The 18,569-nt window shown below is 64.3% G+C and carries 19 protein-coding genes and 1 tRNA gene; 11 read left to right on the top strand and 9 right to left on the bottom strand.

Features of this window, described 5'->3' with window-relative positions; all coding sequences use genetic code 11:
• Positions 1 to 38: 38 nt before the first annotated feature.
• A tRNA-Leu gene (locus C7451_RS12125) sits at positions 39 to 125 on the bottom strand.
• Between the two features lie 236 nt (positions 126 to 361).
• Between C7451_RS12125 and C7451_RS12120 the strand changes: the two genes are divergently transcribed.
• Complete coding sequence (locus C7451_RS12120; protein WP_110299220.1) at positions 362 to 1,306, top strand: complex I NDUFA9 subunit family protein; 945 nt, start codon at positions 362 to 364, stop codon at positions 1,304 to 1,306.
• An 18-nt stretch (positions 1,307 to 1,324) separates the two neighbouring features.
• Here C7451_RS12120 and C7451_RS12115 read toward each other — a convergent pair whose 3' ends face one another.
• Positions 1,325 to 1,921 (bottom strand): TetR/AcrR family transcriptional regulator, encoded by a 597-nt coding sequence (locus C7451_RS12115; RefSeq protein ID WP_110299219.1) that lies wholly within the window; start codon positions 1,919 to 1,921, stop codon positions 1,325 to 1,327.
• A gap of 60 nt (positions 1,922 to 1,981) precedes the next feature.
• Here C7451_RS12115 and C7451_RS12110 point away from each other — a divergent pair, with 60 nt between their 5' ends.
• Positions 1,982 to 2,881 carry a metal-dependent hydrolase gene (locus C7451_RS12110; protein ID WP_110299259.1) on the top strand — a complete coding sequence of 300 codons (900 nt, stop codon included), beginning with the start codon at positions 1,982 to 1,984 and terminating at the stop codon, positions 2,879 to 2,881.
• A gap of 97 nt (positions 2,882 to 2,978) precedes the next feature.
• Here C7451_RS12110 and C7451_RS12105 read toward each other — a convergent pair whose 3' ends face one another.
• Positions 2,979 to 3,776: an NTP transferase domain-containing protein gene (locus tag C7451_RS12105; RefSeq protein WP_110299218.1), complete on the bottom strand. Its 798-nt coding sequence runs from the start codon at positions 3,774 to 3,776 to the stop codon at positions 2,979 to 2,981.
• 132 nt (positions 3,777 to 3,908) lie between these two features.
• Here C7451_RS12105 and C7451_RS12100 point away from each other — a divergent pair, with 132 nt between their 5' ends.
• Both C7451_RS12100 and C7451_RS12095 read left to right on the top strand, forming a co-directional pair.
• Positions 3,909 to 5,213 (top strand): homoserine dehydrogenase, encoded by a 1,305-nt coding sequence (locus C7451_RS12100; RefSeq protein WP_110299217.1) that lies wholly within the window; start codon positions 3,909 to 3,911, stop codon positions 5,211 to 5,213.
• A 3-nt stretch (positions 5,214 to 5,216) separates the two neighbouring features.
• Positions 5,217 to 6,155, top strand: coding sequence for a DUF808 domain-containing protein (locus tag C7451_RS12095; protein WP_110299216.1), 939 nt, complete (start codon positions 5,217 to 5,219; stop codon positions 6,153 to 6,155).
• A 15-nt stretch (positions 6,156 to 6,170) separates the two neighbouring features.
• Here the strand turns inward: C7451_RS12095 and C7451_RS12090 are convergent, their stop codons facing one another.
• On the bottom strand, positions 6,171 to 6,701 hold the full coding sequence (locus C7451_RS12090) for a GNAT family N-acetyltransferase (protein WP_110299215.1): 531 nt from the start codon (positions 6,699 to 6,701) through the stop codon (positions 6,171 to 6,173).
• Positions 6,698 to 7,207, bottom strand: a complete 510-nt coding sequence (locus C7451_RS12085; protein WP_110299214.1) for a hypothetical protein — start codon at positions 7,205 to 7,207, stop codon at positions 6,698 to 6,700. Before C7451_RS12085 ends, C7451_RS12090 begins: the two co-directional genes overlap by 4 nt.
• Before the next feature lie 97 nt (positions 7,208 to 7,304).
• Here C7451_RS12085 and glpX point away from each other — a divergent pair, with 97 nt between their 5' ends.
• From glpX to C7451_RS12070, 3 genes are all read left to right on the top strand, one after another.
• On the top strand, positions 7,305 to 8,306 hold the full coding sequence (glpX, locus tag C7451_RS12080) for a class II fructose-bisphosphatase (protein WP_110299258.1): 1,002 nt from the start codon (positions 7,305 to 7,307) through the stop codon (positions 8,304 to 8,306).
• An 88-nt stretch (positions 8,307 to 8,394) separates the two neighbouring features.
• On the top strand, positions 8,395 to 9,243 hold the full coding sequence (gene nadC / locus C7451_RS12075) for a carboxylating nicotinate-nucleotide diphosphorylase (protein ID WP_110299213.1): 849 nt from the start codon (positions 8,395 to 8,397) through the stop codon (positions 9,241 to 9,243).
• Positions 9,243 to 9,959 (top strand): ribonuclease T2, encoded by a 717-nt coding sequence (locus C7451_RS12070; protein ID WP_110299212.1) that lies wholly within the window; start codon positions 9,243 to 9,245, stop codon positions 9,957 to 9,959. The genes nadC and C7451_RS12070 overlap by 1 nt, the downstream gene beginning before the upstream one ends.
• Positions 9,960 to 9,963: 4 nt before the next feature.
• Here the strand turns inward: C7451_RS12070 and C7451_RS12065 are convergent, their stop codons facing one another.
• Positions 9,964 to 11,313, bottom strand: coding sequence for an MFS transporter (locus C7451_RS12065; protein ID WP_110299211.1), 1,350 nt, complete (start codon positions 11,311 to 11,313; stop codon positions 9,964 to 9,966).
• The gene (locus C7451_RS12060) at positions 11,310 to 11,645 is read right to left on the bottom strand and encodes an antibiotic biosynthesis monooxygenase family protein (RefSeq protein ID WP_110299209.1); all 336 of its coding nucleotides are present in this window, start codon (positions 11,643 to 11,645) and stop codon (positions 11,310 to 11,312) included. Before C7451_RS12060 ends, C7451_RS12065 begins: the two co-directional genes overlap by 4 nt.
• A gap of 129 nt (positions 11,646 to 11,774) precedes the next feature.
• Between C7451_RS12060 and C7451_RS12055 the strand changes: the two genes are divergently transcribed.
• Positions 11,775 to 12,434 (top strand): class I SAM-dependent methyltransferase, encoded by a 660-nt coding sequence (locus tag C7451_RS12055; protein WP_110299208.1) that lies wholly within the window; start codon positions 11,775 to 11,777, stop codon positions 12,432 to 12,434.
• A 66-nt stretch (positions 12,435 to 12,500) separates the two neighbouring features.
• Positions 12,501 to 12,845 carry a DNA-directed RNA polymerase subunit omega gene (gene rpoZ, locus C7451_RS12050; RefSeq protein WP_110299207.1) on the top strand — a complete coding sequence of 115 codons (345 nt, stop codon included), beginning with the start codon at positions 12,501 to 12,503 and terminating at the stop codon, positions 12,843 to 12,845.
• A gap of 1,029 nt (positions 12,846 to 13,874) precedes the next feature.
• Here rpoZ and ettA read toward each other — a convergent pair.
• Positions 13,875 to 15,554, bottom strand: coding sequence for an energy-dependent translational throttle protein EttA (gene ettA / locus C7451_RS12045; RefSeq protein ID WP_110299205.1), 1,680 nt, complete (start codon positions 15,552 to 15,554; stop codon positions 13,875 to 13,877).
• Between the two features lie 115 nt (positions 15,555 to 15,669).
• Between ettA and C7451_RS12040 the strand changes: the two genes are divergently transcribed.
• Both C7451_RS12040 and C7451_RS12035 read left to right on the top strand, forming a co-directional pair.
• The gene (locus C7451_RS12040; RefSeq protein WP_110299204.1) at positions 15,670 to 17,052 is read left to right on the top strand and encodes a M20/M25/M40 family metallo-hydrolase; all 1,383 of its coding nucleotides are present in this window, start codon (positions 15,670 to 15,672) and stop codon (positions 17,050 to 17,052) included.
• A 284-nt stretch (positions 17,053 to 17,336) separates the two neighbouring features.
• On the top strand, positions 17,337 to 17,876 hold the full coding sequence (locus C7451_RS12035; RefSeq protein ID WP_244181851.1) for an RcnB family protein: 540 nt from the start codon (positions 17,337 to 17,339) through the stop codon (positions 17,874 to 17,876).
• Between the two features lie 87 nt (positions 17,877 to 17,963).
• Here C7451_RS12035 and C7451_RS12030 read toward each other — a convergent pair whose 3' ends face one another.
• Positions 17,964 to 18,419, bottom strand: coding sequence for an SH3 domain-containing protein (locus C7451_RS12030; RefSeq protein ID WP_244181849.1), 456 nt, complete (start codon positions 18,417 to 18,419; stop codon positions 17,964 to 17,966).
• Between the last annotated feature and the right edge of the window lie 150 nt (positions 18,420 to 18,569).

The following is an 18,569-nucleotide window of genomic DNA, read 5'->3' as shown; positions in this document are numbered from 1 at the left end:
TTTTTCCGGACACTTGCGGAAGTGTCCGGAAAGAAAAATGGTGCCCAGAAGAGGACTCGAACCTCCACGCCCTTGCGAGCGCCAGCACCTGAAGCTGGTGCGTCTACCAATTCCGCCATCTGGGCACGGGGTAGGAGCGCGCCTCTAGCCGGAGTGTTTGCACCCGTCAACCGCCTGCAGCCACATTCCTCAAAGAATTTTGCAGGGAGCCTGCTGCCGACGCGCAAAAGCGCAACTGGGGCGTTGCGCGGCGCGTTCGGGTGATGCAAAGGCGATGGCACGAACGCACGGCGTCAGCGCGCGAATATCCGCCTGAAGGCGGCGCAGCGCGGATGCGGCAAGAATCACGGGACGTAACAGCATGCGCGACAAGTTGATCACCATTTTCGGCGGCGGCGGCTTTCTGGGGCGGCACATCACCCAGCATCTGACCGCAGCCGGAGCGCGCGTGCGCATTGCACAGCGCAACATCCGCATCGCGCAGGACGTCAAGCCGCTCGGCAATCTGGGCCAGACCCAGCTGATCGCCGCCGACATCCGCAAGCCCGAGACCGTGGCCCGCGCCGTGCATGGAGCGGATGCAGTGGTCAATCTGGTCGGTATCCTGAAGGGCGATTTCGACGCCTTCCATCATCAGGGCGCAGCAAACGTGGCACAGGCCGCCGCAGCAGCCGGCGTGCAGGCGCTGGTCCATGTCTCGGCCATCGGTGCCGATACGAACTCGAAAAGCGCCTATGGCCGCAGCAAGGCCGAGGGCGAGGCCGCCGTGCAGGCGGCCTTCCCGCAGACCACCATCCTGCGCCCCTCGATCGTGTTCGGGCGCGAGGACCAGTTCGTCAATCGCTTCGCCGGACTGATCGCTTCACTGCCGATCGTGCCGATCATTGGCGGCAAGGCGCGCTTCCAGCCCGTCTATGTCGATGACGTGGCCGAAGCGGTGGCGCAAAGCCTGGCCGATCCGGCCCGCTTCGGCGGCAGGACATTCGAACTTGGCGGTCCCGAAACGATCAGCATGGCCGAACTCAACAGCCGCATCGCGCGTGAGATCGGCGAGGATCCGAGCTTTGTCGACATGCCCGATTCGCTCTCCTCGCTGATGGCTGGCCTGACCGGCTGGCTGCCCGGCGCACCGATCACGCGCGACCAATGGGCGATGCTGCAGACCGACAATGTCGTGGCAGAAGGCGCAGCAGGTCTGGACGCTTTCGGCATCACCCCCACCCCGATGGCGGCGGTGATCGGCGACTATCTGGTGCGTTTCCGCAAGCACGGCCGGTTCGGCGCGCGCGCCAAGCGGGGCGGCTGATCGCGCACCCCGATCAGTTCACACCGTCTGCCCCGCCTGCCAGCTGAGCAGCGAGGCCATCAACTGCTTTTCCGCGATGGCCCGTCCCGTGTCGCGGTCAAGCCCGAGCGCGCCGGCCAGCTGCGCGCCCATCAGCGCATCGCCCAGCGCCATGGTGCAGAGCGACAGCGTGTCCTCGTGCAGCGTGCGGCCCTCTGGCGCATGCTCGGCAAGCTCGTCGACCAGCTGGTGAATCGCCTCGACGATCGGGTCGAGCGCGTCCTCGTTGCCCGATAGCAGCATCCAGCAAGCGAGCGCCCCTGCCCCTTCGCGGTCGAACGCGTCGAACGCCATGTCGACAATGTCTCGCGGGGTGCCATCGCCATTGCGCAGGCGAATCACCGCTGCGCCGATCATCTGGCATATCGATTGTGCCAGATATTCCGCCAGCGCCTTTTGCAGGCCCGAGGCCGAGCCGAAATGGTGGAGCAGATTGGCATGGGTGCGCCCGATACGGCCGCTCACCGCCTTCAGCGTCACCGCTTGTGGTCCGGTTTCGATCAGCAGTTCCCGCGCAGCAGCCAGCGCAGCGGTACGGCTTTGCTCGGGACTCAGCCTTCTTTTGGCTATTGACATCTATGTAAGTAACCTTATTGTCATCAGAGTAAGCAACACCACCGCATTATGGACCTCGCCATGAACGCTCCGCAATCCTTTTCAACGCATGATCGCAAGCATACGCCTGCCGATCTGGAGCTGGTCATTCGCGATCGCCGCTTCGGCCGCGACAGCAAGATGCGCCGCTGGTGGATGGGCGGCGATCCCATGGGGACCGCATTCTACAATGCCCTGTCGGTGACCTTCCCCAAGGGCGAGGCGTTCTTCATCGAGAGCGTGAAGGAATTCCGCGAAGGCACGTCCGAGCGCCTGGCCGGCGAAATCCGCGCCTTCGTGAAGCAGGAAATCAACCACACCCGCGAGCATGTCGCCTTCAATCGCCGCGTCGTCGACGCTGGCTATGATGTGAAGCTGCTCGAGGAAGATGTCGACAAGGCGCTGGCGCTGACCAAGGGCCGCCCGAAGATCGCCAATCTCGCCTCGACCATGGCGCTGGAGCATTTTACCGCAATCCTCGCGCAGCAGCTGCTCGCCAATCCGAAGCATCTCGAAACCGCCGATGCCGATTCGCGCGATCTGTGGCGCTGGCACGCGATGGAAGAGATCGAGCACAAGGGGGTCGCGTTCGACACCTGGATGCACGCCACGAAGGACTGGAGCCGCTGGCAGCGGTGGAAGGTCAAGTCGCTGGTGATGCTGGTCGTCACCAAGAACTTCCTTCACCATCGCGCGGTCGGCATGCTCGAACTGCTGCGGCAGGACGGCCTGACCGGTCCCAAGGTCTGGGCACAGCTGTTCTGGTATGCGTTCGGCAACCCCGGCATGGCGCGCAAGATCATCCTGCCCTGGATGACCTATTTCCTGCCCGGCTTCCACCCCTGGAAGCATGATGACCGCCACCTCATCCAGCTCGCCGAAAGCGACTATCAGGATGCGGTAATGGCCAAGGCGGAACCCGCGCTGGTTCCGGCCGAATAGGTCACGCTTTCAGCGGAGCTGCAACTGGTTGAGCGGCGCAGCTGATCTGGCCAACCTGGCGAGAGTGTGTTCTCGTGCGCCCCGCCCTCCGGCTCGATCAAACCGGCTTGCGCTTAGCCAGCAGCATCTCTGCGATCTTGTAGGTGCGCTCGTTGTCGACATCGACCGCATAGGCGCCTTCGCTGAGCAGCAGTGCCCGCACCTTGACCCTAAAGCGGCGCGAAATCGCGGCCATGGCGCCATCCACGCTCCACCAGCCGAGCCGAAAGCGGATCAGATTGAGCAGACCGAAGGCCTGCGCGATCCGTCCCTTGGTCTTGATGAACTGCCCGCCGGCGCGGAATGCCTCGGCGGCGCGGAACGATGCGGCATCGCGCAGCCAATAGGCATTGCAGTTCGAGATCGCCATGTCGGAAAATTCGTAGAAACGCCGCTGCGCTTCGGGATGTTCGGCGAGGATGCTGGACTTCTCGGCAATCGCGATCACCGCACCTGCGCCTTCGCGCATGCCGAAATCGTGGATCGAGCGGATTTCCTCAGCCGTCACCAGCACATTGTCGCCGGTGGTGATCAGCATCGGAAACGGATTGCCTGCTTCCTCGATCACGGCTTCGATGCTTTCGACAATGCCCTCGCGCGAAACGCTCATCCGCAACCGGCCCGCGGCTGTCAGCTTCTGCACCGCGGGCAGATCGGCGATGACCGCAGGATCGTGAATCGAAACCCAGATCGGGCTTTGCGGCCAGGCGTTCTCGACGCCTTCCAGCACCCATTGCAGCAGCGCCTTGCCCTGGATCGGCACATTGCACTTGTGCGTGACACCTGCAGCCTCGGCCAGCGGGTCGAGCCTGCCGTCGCGCTTGCCCGCGAGAATGACGATATGGGGGGAAGTCATGCAGAGCCCTTCTTACGTTTGCGCGGCCTATAGGGAGTAGCGGCGCGGCTCACAAGCCGCAGCGCCCCCTTCCCTTTGACGCTCCACGCGCTAAGGACGCAAACAGGATGAACTCTCGCTGAAGGATCGAACATGGGGGAAACGCTGAATATCGCGCTGGTCGGGCTGGGAACCGTGGGCGCGGGCGTCATCCGTCTGGTCGAGGAAAATGCGGAGCTGATTGCGCGGCGTGCAGGCAAGCCGATCCGCATTGCTGGCATTACCGCGCGCGATCGCGCCAAGGATCGCGGCGTTGACCTCTCTCCCTATGAATGGGTCGACGACATGGGCGAATTTGCCACCCGCGAGGATATCGATGTCGTCGTCGAGCTGATCGGCGGCGCGGATGGCCCGGCCCTGACGCTCGCCAAGGAATGCCTGAGCGGCGGCAAGGCGTTCGTCACCGCGAACAAGGCGATGGTCGCGCATCACGGGCTCGATCTTGCCCAGCGCGCAGAGCAGGCTGGCCTGGCATTCAAGTACGAGGCGGCGGTCGCAGGCGGCATCCCGGTGATCAAGGGCCTGCGCGAGGGTGCGGCGGCGAACCGCTTGAGCCGCGTCTATGGCATTCTCAACGGCACCTGCAATTTCATCCTGTCGGCCATGGAAAAGACCGGTCAGGATTTTGCCGAGGTGCTCGCCGAGGCCCAGGCGCGCGGCTTTGCCGAGGCGGACCCAAGCTTCGACATCGATGGCGTCGATGCTGCGCACAAGCTGTCGATCCTTGCGGCGCTCGCCTTCGGCACCGAGCTCGATTTCGACGGCATCGAGCGCAGCGGCATCCGCAAGATCCTTTCCGCCGACATCGCCCAGGCAGCGGCCTTGGGTTATCGCATCCGCCTGATCGGCATGGCAGAGCTCGACGGGTCGAATGGCGATGCGCGGCTGTTTCAGCGCGTCCACCCCTATCTGGTGCCGATGCACCATCCGCTGGCGCATGTCGAAGGATCGACCAATGCGGTCGTGGCCGAGGGCAATTTCTCAGGAAGGCTGCTCTTCCAGGGTGCAGGCGCTGGCGATGGCCCCACCGCCAGCGCCGTCGTCGCCGACCTGATCGATATTGCGCGCGGCGAGATCGGCCCCGCCTTCTCGATGCCGGTGCGCGAACTCGACAAGGTCGCGCGCGCCGAAACCGGCCACCGTATCGGCAAGTGCTATCTGCGCTTCGAAGTTGCCGATAGGCCCGGCGTGCTCGCCGAGATCACCGCAGCCATGCGCGATGCGGGCGTCTCGATCGAAAGCCTGATCCAGAAGGGCCGCAGTCCCGATGGCAGCGTGCTTGTTGCCATGGTAACGCATGAAGGCCCGGAAAGTGCAGTCGCGGCAACCTTGTCCGCGCTCAAGGGTTCCCCCAGCTTGCACGCCGATCCGCTGGTCGTGCATATTCTCGGAGACTGATCCATGCCTTCAGGCCTTGCCGCGCTGCTCGATGACGTTGCCGCGCTGACCCGTCTTGCCGCCGTGTCGATCGATGACGTCGGCGCAGCAGCAGCCAAGGCGGGCACCAAGGCGGCGGGCGTGGTGGTCGATGACGCGGCGGTGACCCCGCAATATGTCACCGATTTCACACCCGATCGCGAACTGCCGGTCATATGGCGGATCGCCAAGGGATCGCTGTTCAACAAGTTCGTCATTTTGCTGCCCATCGGGCTGCTGTTGAGCGCGTTCCTTCCCTGGGCGATCACGCCGATCCTGATGGCGGGCGGAGCCTTCCTATGCTTCGAGGGCGCGGAAAAGGTCATCCACAAGCTCAGCCACAAACAGGATACTGCCGAAGTCGTCGAACAGGTGCAGGACATGTTCGCGCTGGAAAACGAGCGGGTGAAGGGCGCGGTGCGCACCGACCTCATCCTGTCCGCCGAGATCATGGCCATTGCGCTCGCCGAGGTCGCCGACCGATCCATCCCGATGCAGGCCGGAGTGCTGGCTGTGGTCGGTCTGCTCATCACCGCAGCGGTTTATGGCGCGGTCGGGCTGATCGTGAAGATGGACGATTTCGGCCTGCACCTCGCCAGAAGGCCGTCTGCAGCCCTGCAGGGTTTTGGCCGCGGACTGGTCAAGGCCATGCCGATCGTAATGTCGGCTCTGGGAATCATCGGCACGGCCGCGATGATCTGGGTGGGTGGCCAGATCGTCGTGCATGGCCTTGCGGTCTTCGGCGTCGCCGGCCCCGAGCATCTGATCCACGACATAGCGGTGGCCGCAGGAGAGGCTGTCCCCGCGATCGGCGGGTTGGTCGAGTGGCTGGTCGGCGCGATCGGTGCCGGCATTGTCGGCCTGATCCTGGGCGGTATCATCGCAGCCATCTACAATGCGGTGAAGGGCAAGAAGGCCGCCTGACGAGGCTAGACAGCCCTAGACCATGGCGCAGGGCCGGGCATAGACGTTGACCGGCGTACCGGCATGGGCGCCCTGACCGATGGGTATGAAGCCCAGCTTTGCGGCGACTTTCTCCGAGGCGCCATGACCTGGCTCGATGATGCAGCGTACTGCAGGTGCTTTCAGCACGGTATCGCTCCATGTCAGCACCGCGCGCATCGCTTCGGTCACCAGTCCCTGGCCCCAGTGATCGGGGGCCACCGCCCAGCCGGCCTCGGGCATGCCCTCCAGAAAGGCGATGCCGCGTTCGAAATTGGCCAGACCGCCGACCCCGACCAGCGCATCGGTACGACGGTCGGCAAACAGCCAGTAGCCGAAACCGCACAGCGCCCACAGACCATGCATGCCGATGAAACGGGTCCAGCTTTCGTTGCGGGTGCGCGGTGTGCCGCCGATAAAGGCGGTCACCCTCTCGTCGGCCCACATGCTGGCATAAGCCTCGAAATCGGCCAGCACCGGCGCGCGCAACCGCAGGCGCTCGGTCTCGATCACCGGAATGTCGGTCATTGCGGAGCCCCCTTGTCCGTCTCGCGCGTCTTTTCCGCTGCCTCGGCCTCGCGCGCCCTGGCCAGATATTCCTCATCCACTTCCGGAAGCTTGGAAAAGTCGATCATATAGGCCTTGGGCGGCGGGCACGGAGGGACGATGCAGCCCAGCCCCATGGTCGCCTTTCCCTTGAAGATACCATCGCCAGCAACATCCGGCGCCGGAGGTGGTCCGCCGGTAGCCAGTCGGCCCTCGGTGTCGGCTGGAACGCGGAACTTCGCCCCGGCATCGGCCTCGCCGCAAACCACGATATCGCGCCCTGCAGCACTCGGTTGGCAGCGCTTGGCGCGTTCCTCCTTGCCGGTCCACTCATCGGCCTTGCGAATCAGCTGCTTTACCTTAGCGTCAACCGGGTCAGGTTCGCGCTGTTCCGGCTCGGGCAAGCGGGTGTCGTCCTGCGCATCCTGACCGAGCGCAGGGGATGCGAAAACCCCCGAAATGGCGAGCGCGGCGGCCACCAACAGCATTCTCGACAATGCAATAATGCTCCCTTATGGACCGGGCGCAACGCACCAGGCCGAGAATGCAACTGGTGCCCTACAGAAGAAGGATGACCCGCCTGCCATGTCCAGCGCAAGCCTGAAAGCGACGCCCAGCTCAGAAACCCCGCAGCTCGACCGCGTGCTCGTGCTCGAAATGGTCCGCGTGACCGAAGCTGCAGCCATTGCCGCATCCAACCTGATCGGCAGGGGCGATGAAAAGGCGGCGGACGCAGCGGCTGTCGAAGCGATGCGTGCAGCGCTCAACGGTCTGGATATCGACGGCACCGTTGTGATCGGCGAAGGCGAACGTGACGAGGCGCCTATGCTCTATATCGGCGAGAAAGTGGGCCTCGGCAATGAAGGTGCACCTCGCATCGACATCGCGCTCGATCCGCTGGAAGGCACCACCATCACCGCCAAGGCCGGCCCCAATGCCCTCGCAGTGCTGGCCATCGCCGAAAATGGCTGCCTGCTGAACGCACCTGACGTGTACATGGACAAGATCGCCGTCGGCCCCGGCTATCCCGAAGGCGTGATCGACCTTAACAAGACCCCGACCGAAAATGTCCAGGCGGTCGCCGCCGCCAAGGGTGTCAAGCCGGGCGAGATTATCGTGTGCGTGCTCGACCGCCCCCGCCATGCCGATCTGATCGCCGAGCTGCGCGGGCTAGGCTGCGGCATCATGCTGATCCCCGATGGCGACGTGGCCGGCGTGATCGCCACCACCAACCCCGAGACCACCATCGACCTGTACATGGGCTCGGGCGGTGCACCGGAAGGCGTGCTCGCCGCAGCAGCGCTGCGCTGCGTCGGCGGCCAGTTTAAGGGACGCCTGCTGTTCCGCAACGACGACGAGCGCGCCCGGGCTCGCAAATGGGGCATCGAGGACCTCAATGCGGTCTATGACCTGACCGACCTCGCCAAGGGCGACTGTATCTTCGCTGCGACGGGGGTTACCGATGGCTCGCTGTTGCAGGGCGTCAAGCGCCGCCGCGACGGCATCATGACCACCGAAACCGTGGTGATGCGTTCGGCCAGCGGCACCGTGCGCTGGGTCAAGGGCGAGCACCGCATTCACCGCTGATCGCCGCAAGGGATCAGGCGCGGGCTCCGATCATCCAGACAACCCGCGCCGCCCCCTTGTGTGCCCACTCATGAACGGGGCAAGGCCCATGCGCTTTTCCATCGATGGTTTCGACCTTGAACGGTTCGTAGCCGATACTCTGGCCGAAGACCTCGGTCCCGATGCCTGCGATGTCACGTCGCAGAGCGTGATCCCTGCCGATGCACGGTTCGATGGCGTCATGGACGCGCGCCATGCCATCGTGGTGGCAGGCCTGCCGATCGCAGCGGCGTTCTTCCGCGCACTCGATCCAGAGTGCACGATCGAATTGCTTGTCGGCGAAGGCGACCGGGTCGAAGCAGGGACCGACCTGCTGGCGGTGTCGGGCAAGGCGCGGGCCCTGCTGACAGCAGAGCGCTCCGCGCTCAACACCGTCCAGCATCTGAGCGGCATTGCCACGCTCACCCGCCAGTATGTCGATGCGATCGCGGGCACCGGCGCGGTGCTGCTCGACACCCGCAAGACCATTCCCGGCCTGCGCAGCCTCGAGAAATACGCAACACGCATGGGCGGCGCGAAGAATCACCGCATGGGTCTGTGGGATGCGGCGATGATCAAGGACAATCATGTTGCGGTGGCGGGCGATATCGGCGAGGCGGTGCGCCGCGCAGTTGCTGCGGGCATCGGCCAGATCATCGTCGAGGTCGATCATGTCGAGCAGATCGAACCGGCGCTGGCCGCCGGCGCCACCCATTTGCTGCTGGATAACATGACACCCCCGGTTTTGCGCGGCGCAGTGACGCTTGTCGGCGGACGCGTGCCGTGCGAAGCCTCGGGCGGCGTGACGCTCGAGACGATCCGTGCCATCGCCGAGACCGGGGTCGACTATATCTCGGTCGGCCGCATCACCCAGTCTGCGCCCGCCGCCGATATCGGGCTCGATTTCAAGGCAGCCTGATGCGCCGCGCCGTCGCCCTGATCGCCCTGGGCGTCGCGGCGGCTCCCGCACCGCTGCTGGCCCAGGCCTATCAGTGCCGCATGCCCGAAAAGCTCGCGCTGCTGCCGCAGGAAAAACGCGGGCGCGATGCGGTGAAGCGCGTGGTGCCGGTGGCGGGCTATACGCTGGCACTGAGCTGGTCGCCTGAATTCTGCCGAGGGCGGGAGGAGGATCGCGGCCAGGCGCTGCAATGCAGCCGCCGCTTCGGAGAATTCGGTTTCGTGCTGCACGGCCTTTGGCCTGAGGGCAAGACGGCAGTCTATCCGCAATATTGCGCGACCCCGCCCTCGCCCGTGCCGCTGTCGGTGGTGCGCCAGAACCTGTGCGCCATGCCATCGCAGCGGCTGATCCAGCATCAGTGGGACAAGCATGGCAGCTGCATGACGCGTGATCCGGCACGCTATTTCCAGACCGCACGGCAACTTTACCAGTCGGTGAAGCTGCCCGATATGGAACGGCTGTCGCGCAGGCCGCTGACGCAAGGCATGCTGAGGCGCGAGATCGCCAGACTCAACCCCGGCATGCCCGCAAGCGCCATTGCGATCAGGGCGAACGGCCGCGGCTGGCTGCAGGAGGTGCGGCTGTGCCTGGGAATGGAGTATCGCCCGCGCGCCTGCCCGGCGCATGTGCGCCAGCAAAGGGGAGATACGCCGCTCAAGATCTGGCGCGGCCTTTGATCGGTCAGCCGGGCTGCACCAGCACCTCGTCCGCCTGCAGCGCCTTGCGCCCCCAGACGAGCACGAACATGCACAGTCCGATGATGATCGCGAACGATTCGAGCGGCGCGATATTGTAGAGCCACACTCCGATCGCAGGCGCGACGATATAGGCGGCACCGTTGACCGAAGCCACGATGCCGGCGACCTGACCCTGTTCGGCCCGCGTCACGGCCAGTGAGGCGCCTGCCGTAAAGCCCGGACGGAAAAGGCCAAACCCCAGCGAGGCAATGGCAAAACCCAGCGTGATGGCATTGAGGCTCTCCGAAAACGCGACCATCGTGCATCCGCCAGCGGCCAGCGCAACGCCCCAGAGCGTCGAATTGCGCGGGCCCATCTTGAGATAGGGGATGAGCCCCCATTGCGCGAGCAGGGTGGCGAATGCGCCCGCCATCAGCACCAGCCCGGTCGGACCGGCAGCCAGCTCGGGCGTCGCGCGCAGATCGAGCCGGTCGAGCAGCATGAAGCCGACCAGCCCCAGGATCATCGCATTGGCATGGCCGCCGACCAGACCCGCAATCAGCCAGGGGCGCAGCCGGGCATCGCGCCACGACAGACGCTGTGTCAGGGGTGCCGGTGCTTCGCGTTCGGCGTCGTGCTGGTCGGCATCATAGACCTCGCCCGCTGCACCCGAGCTCATCGGCTCGGACACCAGCCGCCCGCGCGCGGCATAGCTGGGGGTATCGTCGGGCAAGCGCAGCTTGAGTGTGACCACCACCAGCAGGCCGAAGGCCGCAAAGACGAAGAACGGGCTGGGCAGGCCCAGAAACGGCAGGATGATCAGCGGCGCGAGCGCGGGCCCGATCACCGTGCCCAGGCCGAACGAAGACGAGATCATCGACAGCGCCTGGGTGCGCTCGGCCCGGCTGGTGCGCGCGGCGACATAGGCCTGGACCGCCGGCGGCCCGGCCGATCCCAGCCCGCCATACAGGCTGCGGAACAGTGCGAAGATCAGCATCGTCCACAGCGCGGAGAGATAGCCGTGCAGCCCCGCCATGAGCGTCAGCCCGCACAGCGCAAAGGACGAGATGAAGCCGATCAGCCCGAGATTCATCAGCGCCTTGCGCCCGCGCCGGTCGGACATGCGCGCCCAGCGCGGCGCGCAGACCATCCACAGCAGGGCCGACCAGCTATAGGCCAGGCTCACCCAGAAATCGGCGACGCCCAGCCGTGTACCGATGGCAGGCATGACCGATTGCATCGCGGTATTGCCCGCTGCCGTCACCAGCATCACGGTGAACAGCAGCGCCATGCGGTCGGCAGGCAGTTTCTGGGTGGCTTCGATCGCCGGTTCGGGGGTCTGGTGCACGTTCATGGCCAGGCATAGCCCCGTTCGATCTTCGCCACATGCAGCGTGTAATGCTCGTACCAGCGGTCCCGCCCCGCCTCGCGCGCGGCGCGATGTTCGGGATTGTCGCGCCAGGCCCTGGCGCTGCCATCATCGGCCCAATAGCTCACGGTCATGCCGAAACCGCCCTGCACGCCTGCATGGTCCATGCCCAGATAGCCCGGCTGGCGCGCCGCCAGCGCGTCCATCGCATCGGCCATCATGCCATAGCCCTCGGCATCGCGCCCACTATGCTGCGCAGCAAAGATGACCGCGATTGCGCCGACAGGATGAATTCGGGAATCCGCTTTTCCGCTCATGGCCGATGGTCTAGGCGCTGACGGCACGGTTGCAAAGTACTGCTATGCAACACTGACACACATGATTGCTTTGGCCGCATCAATCTGCAATTGTGGCACTTCGTTGACAGCCATTTCGAGGGGTTTTGCATGCATTCGACGGACCTGGCCCAGCTGCCCTTGCGGCAGCGGCTAAAAGCACGCGCAGAGCGGGTTTTCGGGGCTTGGGGCGTGTTTGCGAGGGAATTCTTCAAGCACCCGCGCATGGTGGGCTCGATCGTCCCCTCCTCCGACCGCACCATCCGCAAGATGCTGGGCCCGGTGGACTGGCAGAACGTGCAGCTGTTCGTCGAATATGGCCCCGGCGTCGGCACCTTCTGCCGCGCGGTGCTCGACCGTCTGCCGCGCAACGCGACCTATATCGCGATCGACACCAACCCGGATTTCATCCGCTATCTGCGCAAGACCATTCCCGACAGCCGCTTCGTCGCGGTCCACGGATCGGCAGCGGACGTCGAGGCGATCATCGCCGCGCATGGCTTCGACCATGCCGATTACGTGCTCTCGGGCCTGCCGCTTTCCACCCTGCCCGATGGCGTTGCCGATGCGATCGCGCAAGGCACCTATCGCGCGCTGCGCCCCGGCGGTGCCTTCCTGGTCTATCAGTTCACCCGCTTCACCAACCAGCTGATCCGCCCCTATTTCGACCGTGTCGATCGCGGCTTCGAAAGCTGGAACGTGCCCCCCTGCTACCTGTTCTGGGGCTGGAAGGCGGGCGGCGAGAGCGAGCAGCAGCTGACCTATCATTGACTCTGCGGCCCGTAGCCGCTAGGGGCCGCCTTTCCCTCATATTCGCACAGAGTCTGGAGCCCGTTCATGGCGCGCGTTACCGTTGAAGATTGCATCGACAAGGTCACCAACCGGTTCGACCTGGTTCTGCTCGCCGCGCAGCGCGCGCGCGAGATCAGCGGCGGTGCCGAACTGACCATCGACCGCGACCGCGACAAGAACCCGGTCGTAGCGCTGCGCGAAATTGCCGACGAGACGATTTTCCCTGAAGACCTCAAGGAAAGCCTGACCCAGTCGATGCAGAAGGTCCAGGTCGACGACGACGACGATGCCGACGAAATCGGCTCGCTCAGCCTGTCGGCAGAGGCGCTCCGCCTCACCGCCTCGGCCCCGGCCCGCACCAGCAGCATGGGCGGCGATTTCGACGCCTGATCTGGCTGGGACAACAGTTGCAAAAGCCGCGCGATCCGGAGGGTTCGCGCGGTTTTTTTTGGCGCAACGCACCACCCCCGCTGAGAAAACACCCGTCACCCTGAACTTGTTTCAGGGTCCATTTCTCCACACGCAGCTTCGGCGGCTGGGGCACGATGGATCCTGAAACGAGTTCAGGATGACGAAGGGAGGTGGTGTACGCCACCTCTGCACGCCCGGGGCAGTTCAAGTCTGTCGACAGCCTTTCGCCACCCGCCCCACCCCCGCTCGTCCCTGAAACAAGTTCAGGGCAGGCTCTGAGCCGCGGGCTTCAGCCCGCGAAGTCGAAGGACCCGCGCCCACGCTGGCCAAATAGCGGGGCCTTCGACAGGCTCAGGCTGAGCGGGCGTGGGGCGGCTTTGGAACCGTGGAAGAAAAAGCCTGCCGTTCTGCAAACGACCCCGTTGCTGCCGGTTTGCGAAAGCGGTATCGCTGACCCGATGCGACCCTTCACAACCCTGTGGGCGGCTTCTCTTTTTTTGCTCTTGGCTAGCTGCCAAACTCGTGATCCGTCGCCCTCAACTTTGCAGGTTCCTCCGGCCGAACAATGCGAAGCCTCGGGAGGTTCAATGCAGCCGGTGGGATTGACTGGCTCGCCTGCTTGCGTTGTCCCCACAAGCGACGGTGGGAAGAGATGTAAAGACAGTTCCGAATGCGACGGGCGCTGCATCGTGGACGACTGGGACGGTGATCGGCCACCTTCTGTCGGAAACAAAGTTGGTGGGACTTGTGAAGCTTCAAACCTCACCTTTGGCTGCTTCGCCGAAGTCCGACGCGGAAGGATAGCCAGCCACTTTCTTTGCGTTGATTAAGTGGCAGCTTCCCAACCAATCTCAGACATTCACGCAGAGCGAGGCTTCCTCCAGAAGCGGGCATCGCCCTGAAGCAGTGCTGTCAGTGCATAGATTGATTGGCGGCACTACCCGACGCGGTCACCCCCACCCCATCCTCCCCCATCGAAGGGGGAGGGCTTTCAGGGTGGCACCATTATCAGCGCGTGAGCTTCTTGTAGCTCATCCGGGTCGGGCGGTCGGCCTCGTCACCGAGACGACGGCGCTTGTCTTCCTCGTAGCTTTCGAAATTGCCTTCGAACCATTCGACATGGCTGTTGCCCTCGAACGCCAGGATGTGCGTGCAGAGGCGATCGAGGAAGAAGCGGTCGTGGCTGATGACCACGGCGCAACCGGCAAAGCTCTCCAGCGCCTCTTCGAGCGCGCGCAGCGTTTCGACGTCGAGATCGTTGGTCGGTTCGTCGAGCAGCAGCACGTTGCCGCCCTCTTTCAGCATCTTGGCCATGTGCACGCGGTTGCGTTCACCGCCCGAGAGCTGGCCGACCTTCTTCTGCTGGTCCTGGCCCTTGAAGTTGAACGCGCCAACATAGGCGCGGGTGGGCACGTCGTGCTTGCCGAGCTTGAAGAAATCGAGCCCGTCGGACACCTCTTCCCATACGTTCTTGTTGGGATCGAGGTCATCGCGGCTCTGGTCGACATAGCCGAGCTTTACCGTGTCGCCGATCGCGATCGTGCCGCTGTCGGGCTGTTCCTTGCCAGTGATCAGCTTGAACAAGGTCGACTTGCCCGCGCCGTTCGGCCCGATAACGCCGACGATCCCGCCCGGCGGCAGCGTGAACGACAGGTCCTCGAACAACAGCTTGTCGCCATAGGCCTTGGACAGGCCGTGCGCCTCGATCACCTTGCCGCCCAGGCGTTCGGGCGTCTGGATGACGATCTGCGCCTTGCCGGGGGCGCGGTTTTCCTGCGCCTCGACCAGCTCGTCGAACGCGCGGATACGCGCCTTGGACTTGGTCTGGCGCGCCTTGGGGCTCTGCCGGATCCAGTCGAGCTCGTCCTTGATCGCCTTCTGGCGTCCCTCGTCCTCGCGCGCTTCCTGCTCGAGGCGCTTGGCCTTCTTGTCGAGATAGGTCGAGTAATTGCCTTCGTAGACGAAATACTTGCCGCGATCGAGTTCGAGGATCCAGTTCACCACATTGTCGAGGAAATAGCGATCGTGGGTGACGAGGATGACGTTGCCCGGATAATCGACCAGGTGCTTTTCGAGCCAGGCGACGCTTTCCGCGTCCAGGTGGTTGGTCGGTTCGTCGAGCAGCAGGATGCTGGGCTTTTCGAGCAGCAGACGGCAGAGCGCGACGCGGCGGCGTTCACCGCCCGACAGGTTGGTGACATCGGCATCGCCCGGCGGGCAGCGCAGCGCTTCCATCGCGATCTCGAGCTGGTTGTCGAGCGTCCACCCATCGACCGCGTCGATCTTTTCCTGCAGCGTGCCCATTTCCTCCATCAGCGCGTCGAAATCGGCGTCTGCCGGCGGATCGGCCATCAGCGCGCTGATCTCGTCGAAACGCTCGACCAGATCGGCGACGGGGCGCACGCCGTCCATCACGTTCTGCTTGACGGTCTTGTTGGGATCGAGCTCGGGCTCCTGCGCCAGATAGCCGACGGTGATCCCCTCGCCCGGCCAGGCTTCGCCGGTGAAATCCTTGTCGATCCCGGCCATCACCTTCATCAGAGTCGACTTGCCCGATCCGTTGGGGCCGACAATGCCGATCTTGGCATCGGGATAGAATTGCAGGTGGATGCCGTTGAGCACCGGCTTGTTCGCGCCGGGAAAGGTCTTGGTCAGACCCTTCATCACGAAGGAATATTGAGCAGCCATGCGGGAGTACGCCTTTATGCGGGTATGAAAGATTTGCCCCGCGCCTTAGCGGCGAGCGCGCTTTGCGGCAAGACGGCATTGGCAAAGCGGAGTGCGGTGGTTAAGCCATGCGACCATGACGAAACGCACCCTGCTGGCTCTCGCCGCCCTCGCCCTGCCCTTCCCGCTTCTCGCTCAGCATGATCCCGCTGCGATCCAGCAAAAGGCGCTGGGCGACGATACCGCCTATGGCATCGTCGAGGACCTGACGACCGAGATCGGCCCGCGTCTGGCCGGCACCGAGCGCGAGGCGGCGGCGCGCGCCTGGGCGGTCGAGCGCTTGAAGGCCATGGGATTCAGCAACGTGCGCATCGAGCCGTTCGACATGAAGACCTGGGTGCGCGGCATCGAGACGGCGGAGATTACCGGGCCGTTCACTGGCAAGATGCATATCAGCGCGCTCGGCAATTCCGCGAGCACCGGCGACACCGGGCTGGAGGCGGAGGTCGTCTATTTCCGCACGCTGGCGGATCTGCAGGCCGCACCGGCGGGGAGCCTCAGGGGCAAGATCGCGTTCGTCAGCCACAAGATGACGCGGACACAGAATGGCGCGAGCTATGGCCAGTTCGGCGGCGTGCGGCGCGCAGGCCCCAGCCTCGCCGCTCAAAAGGGTGCAGCGGCGATCGTCATCCGCTCGGTCGGCACCGATTATCACCGCAACCCGCATACCGGCGGCACCAATTTCCCCGAAGGCGTCACACCGATCCCGGCGGCGGCGATCTCGATCCCTGATGCCGAAAATCTCGAACGGATGATCGCGCGCGCGGCGAAAAAGGGGGAGGCAGTGAAAATGAAGCTGGTGCTCACCCCGCGCCAGATCGGCACCACGCAATCGGGCAATGTCATCGCCGAGGTACCGGGCAGTGACCCCAATGCGGGCATGATCCTGGTCGGCGGGCATCTCGACAGCTGGGATCTGGGCACCGGCGCGATCGATGACGGCGCGGGCGTCGCGATCAGCGCGGCAGCGGCCAAGCTGATCATGGATGCAGGAACGCCCAAGCGCACCATCCGCGTCGTCTGGTTCGGAGCAGAGGAAGTCGGCCTGTTCGGCGGCATCGCCTATGCGAAGAAGCATGGCGCGGCGGGCCACGCGCTGGCGATGGAATCGGATTTCGGCGCGGACCGCATCTGGCAGGTCGATTTCAAATTGCCCGACGGCACCGACGATCTGAAAACGCGCATCGCCAATGCGCTCGCCCCGCTCGGCATCGGGCGCAGCAACCAGCCCGCAGGCGGCGGCCCTGATGTCGGCCCGACCGTGGCCTTGGGCGTCAACGCCATCGACCTGCAGCAGGACGGCACCGACTATTTCGACCTGCACCACACGCCGGACGACACGCTCGACAAGATCGACCCGAAAAAATTGCAACAGAATGTCGCAGCCTGGGCGACGGTCCTGAGCATCGTGGCGAACGATCCTGCGGATCTGCTGCCGAAGGGCAAGGCGGGGGACTGATCGCCGACCTCGATCCCAGCCTCTGCCGTCACCCTGAACTTGTTTCAGGGCCCATTTTCTCACCACGCGGCTTCGGCTGTTGGGGCAGAATGGATCCTGAACCAAGTTCAGGATGACGGGTAAGGGGAAACCGGGGGCGTTGGCCAGCCCATCCCCCGTTACACCTTGCGACAACATTTCCTGAAAATGAGCGGCATATTCGCAACCCGTTCAGCTAGACAAGAGTATTCCTGAACATGTCCAGAGCAGCCCCCACTGCCCAGGCCATGACAGGAGTAAGAACCATGAAGACCATTTCGAAAGCCCTGATCGGCACCCTGATGCTGGCCACGACGCTTCCGGTCGCGACCGCCCCCGCCTTTGCCCAGTCGCGCGGCGAGGTGAACCGTTCCGAACGCGAGCTGCGCCAGGAGCAGCGCGAACTGCAGCGCGATCGCCGCGATCTGCAGGAAGCCCGCCGCTTTGGTGACCGCCGCGACGTGCGCGAAGAGCAGCGCGACCTTCGTGACCAGCGCCGTGACGTGCGCGATGCCCGTCGCGAATATCGCGAGGACCTGCGCGACTATCGCGACTACCGTGCCCGCAACCGCCAGGCATTCCGCGGCCCCGCCTTCCGGTCGAACTTCCGCTATCAGCAGTTCCGCCCTGGCGTCCGCATCGCGCCCAACTATTACGGCCAGCGCTATGTGGTGAACAATTATCGCAATTACCGCCTGCCGAACCCCGGCGTTCGCCAGACCTGGGTGCGGCACTATAACGACATGCTGCTGGTCAACACCCGCACAGGCCGCGTGGTTCGCGTGATCCCGAATTTCTACTGGTAACTGTCCTTTCGCCAGTAGGAAGCAAGTCCGCCCATCGTTCCCCCAAGAACGGTGGGCGGGCCCATTTGTGCCGAAGCGAAAACGGCGTCAGGGTTCGCCCGCGCCCCAGATCTGGTCCTGCCGGACCCATCCTGCGCGCTTGTCGACCGCGAATTCGCACCAGCCCTTCTCGCAGTCGCCAAGCTCGCCGACCACCCCTGGCTCGGCGCGCCACATCAGCCTGGCGGCGTCCTGAGGTTCGGCCCGGATTGCGATGACCAGGCCGGTCACGATCGCGGTGCGCTTGCGGCTGAGCATGTTGGCATGCATCCACCCGCTCCAGCCCGAAGGATCGACGATCTGCCGCCAGACGCCATAGCGCTTGATCACCTTGACCGGCAAATGCTTGCGCCGGAAAACCCACTCGATCTGATAGGTCGCCATCGGTCCGGCGCGCGCAAAGGCTTCATCCTTCTGGATTGATGCCCAATAGGGCGTCTTCACCTCTGCCTGGGCGCGGGCCGCGTCATGCCCGGCCAGCAGGGACAGGACGCCCATCCCCATCAATACCAGTCCTGAAAAGCCTTTAACCTGCATCGAACATCCCCCGTCGGCATAAATATAGCATCGCGTCCGACGATCCCTTGTAAACATTCGCTTAAGCCAAAAAACCGTTGCCAAGCAAGTGCCGCAGCTTGACCTTTGAGGCGGTTG

This window comes from Blastomonas natatoria (genome assembly GCF_003201955.1).
GTDB lineage: Bacteria > Pseudomonadota > Alphaproteobacteria > Sphingomonadales > Sphingomonadaceae > Blastomonas > Blastomonas natatoria.
Note: the sequence above shows the minus strand (reverse complement) of the source record. Positions and strands in the feature narration are given on the sequence as shown.

What these genes read in the sequence shown, in the direction of transcription:
- C7451_RS12090 (WP_110299215.1), bottom strand. Translation starts at nt 6,701, where the DNA reads ATGACCGACATTCCGGTGATCGAGACCGAGCGCCTGCGGTTGCGCGCG.
- C7451_RS12030 (WP_244181849.1), bottom strand. Translation starts at nt 18,419, where the DNA reads ATGGGGATGGGCGTCCTGTCCCTGCTGGCCGGGCATGACGCGGCCCGC.
- C7451_RS12040 (WP_110299204.1), top strand. Translation starts at nt 15,670, where the DNA reads ATGACGAAACGCACCCTGCTGGCTCTCGCCGCCCTCGCCCTGCCCTTC.
- nadC (WP_110299213.1), top strand. Translation starts at nt 8,395, where the DNA reads ATGCGCTTTTCCATCGATGGTTTCGACCTTGAACGGTTCGTAGCCGAT.
- C7451_RS12115 (WP_110299219.1), bottom strand. Translation starts at nt 1,921, where the DNA reads ATGTCAATAGCCAAAAGAAGGCTGAGTCCCGAGCAAAGCCGTACCGCT.
- rpoZ (WP_110299207.1), top strand. Translation starts at nt 12,501, where the DNA reads ATGGCGCGCGTTACCGTTGAAGATTGCATCGACAAGGTCACCAACCGG.
- C7451_RS12035 (WP_244181851.1), top strand. Translation starts at nt 17,337, where the DNA reads ATGAAGACCATTTCGAAAGCCCTGATCGGCACCCTGATGCTGGCCACG.
- C7451_RS12110 (WP_110299259.1), top strand. Translation starts at nt 1,982, where the DNA reads ATGAACGCTCCGCAATCCTTTTCAACGCATGATCGCAAGCATACGCCT.
- C7451_RS12065 (WP_110299211.1), bottom strand. Translation starts at nt 11,313, where the DNA reads ATGAACGTGCACCAGACCCCCGAACCGGCGATCGAAGCCACCCAGAAA.
- C7451_RS12100 (WP_110299217.1), top strand. Translation starts at nt 3,909, where the DNA reads ATGGGGGAAACGCTGAATATCGCGCTGGTCGGGCTGGGAACCGTGGGC.
- glpX (WP_110299258.1), top strand. Translation starts at nt 7,305, where the DNA reads ATGTCCAGCGCAAGCCTGAAAGCGACGCCCAGCTCAGAAACCCCGCAG.
- C7451_RS12085 (WP_110299214.1), bottom strand. Translation starts at nt 7,207, where the DNA reads ATGCTGTTGGTGGCCGCCGCGCTCGCCATTTCGGGGGTTTTCGCATCC.
- C7451_RS12060 (WP_110299209.1), bottom strand. Translation starts at nt 11,645, where the DNA reads ATGAGCGGAAAAGCGGATTCCCGAATTCATCCTGTCGGCGCAATCGCG.
- C7451_RS12120 (WP_110299220.1), top strand. Translation starts at nt 362, where the DNA reads ATGCGCGACAAGTTGATCACCATTTTCGGCGGCGGCGGCTTTCTGGGG.
- C7451_RS12070 (WP_110299212.1), top strand. Translation starts at nt 9,243, where the DNA reads ATGCGCCGCGCCGTCGCCCTGATCGCCCTGGGCGTCGCGGCGGCTCCC.
- C7451_RS12055 (WP_110299208.1), top strand. Translation starts at nt 11,775, where the DNA reads ATGCATTCGACGGACCTGGCCCAGCTGCCCTTGCGGCAGCGGCTAAAA.
- C7451_RS12095 (WP_110299216.1), top strand. Translation starts at nt 5,217, where the DNA reads ATGCCTTCAGGCCTTGCCGCGCTGCTCGATGACGTTGCCGCGCTGACC.
- ettA (WP_110299205.1), bottom strand. Translation starts at nt 15,554, where the DNA reads ATGGCTGCTCAATATTCCTTCGTGATGAAGGGTCTGACCAAGACCTTT.
- C7451_RS12105 (WP_110299218.1), bottom strand. Translation starts at nt 3,776, where the DNA reads ATGACTTCCCCCCATATCGTCATTCTCGCGGGCAAGCGCGACGGCAGG.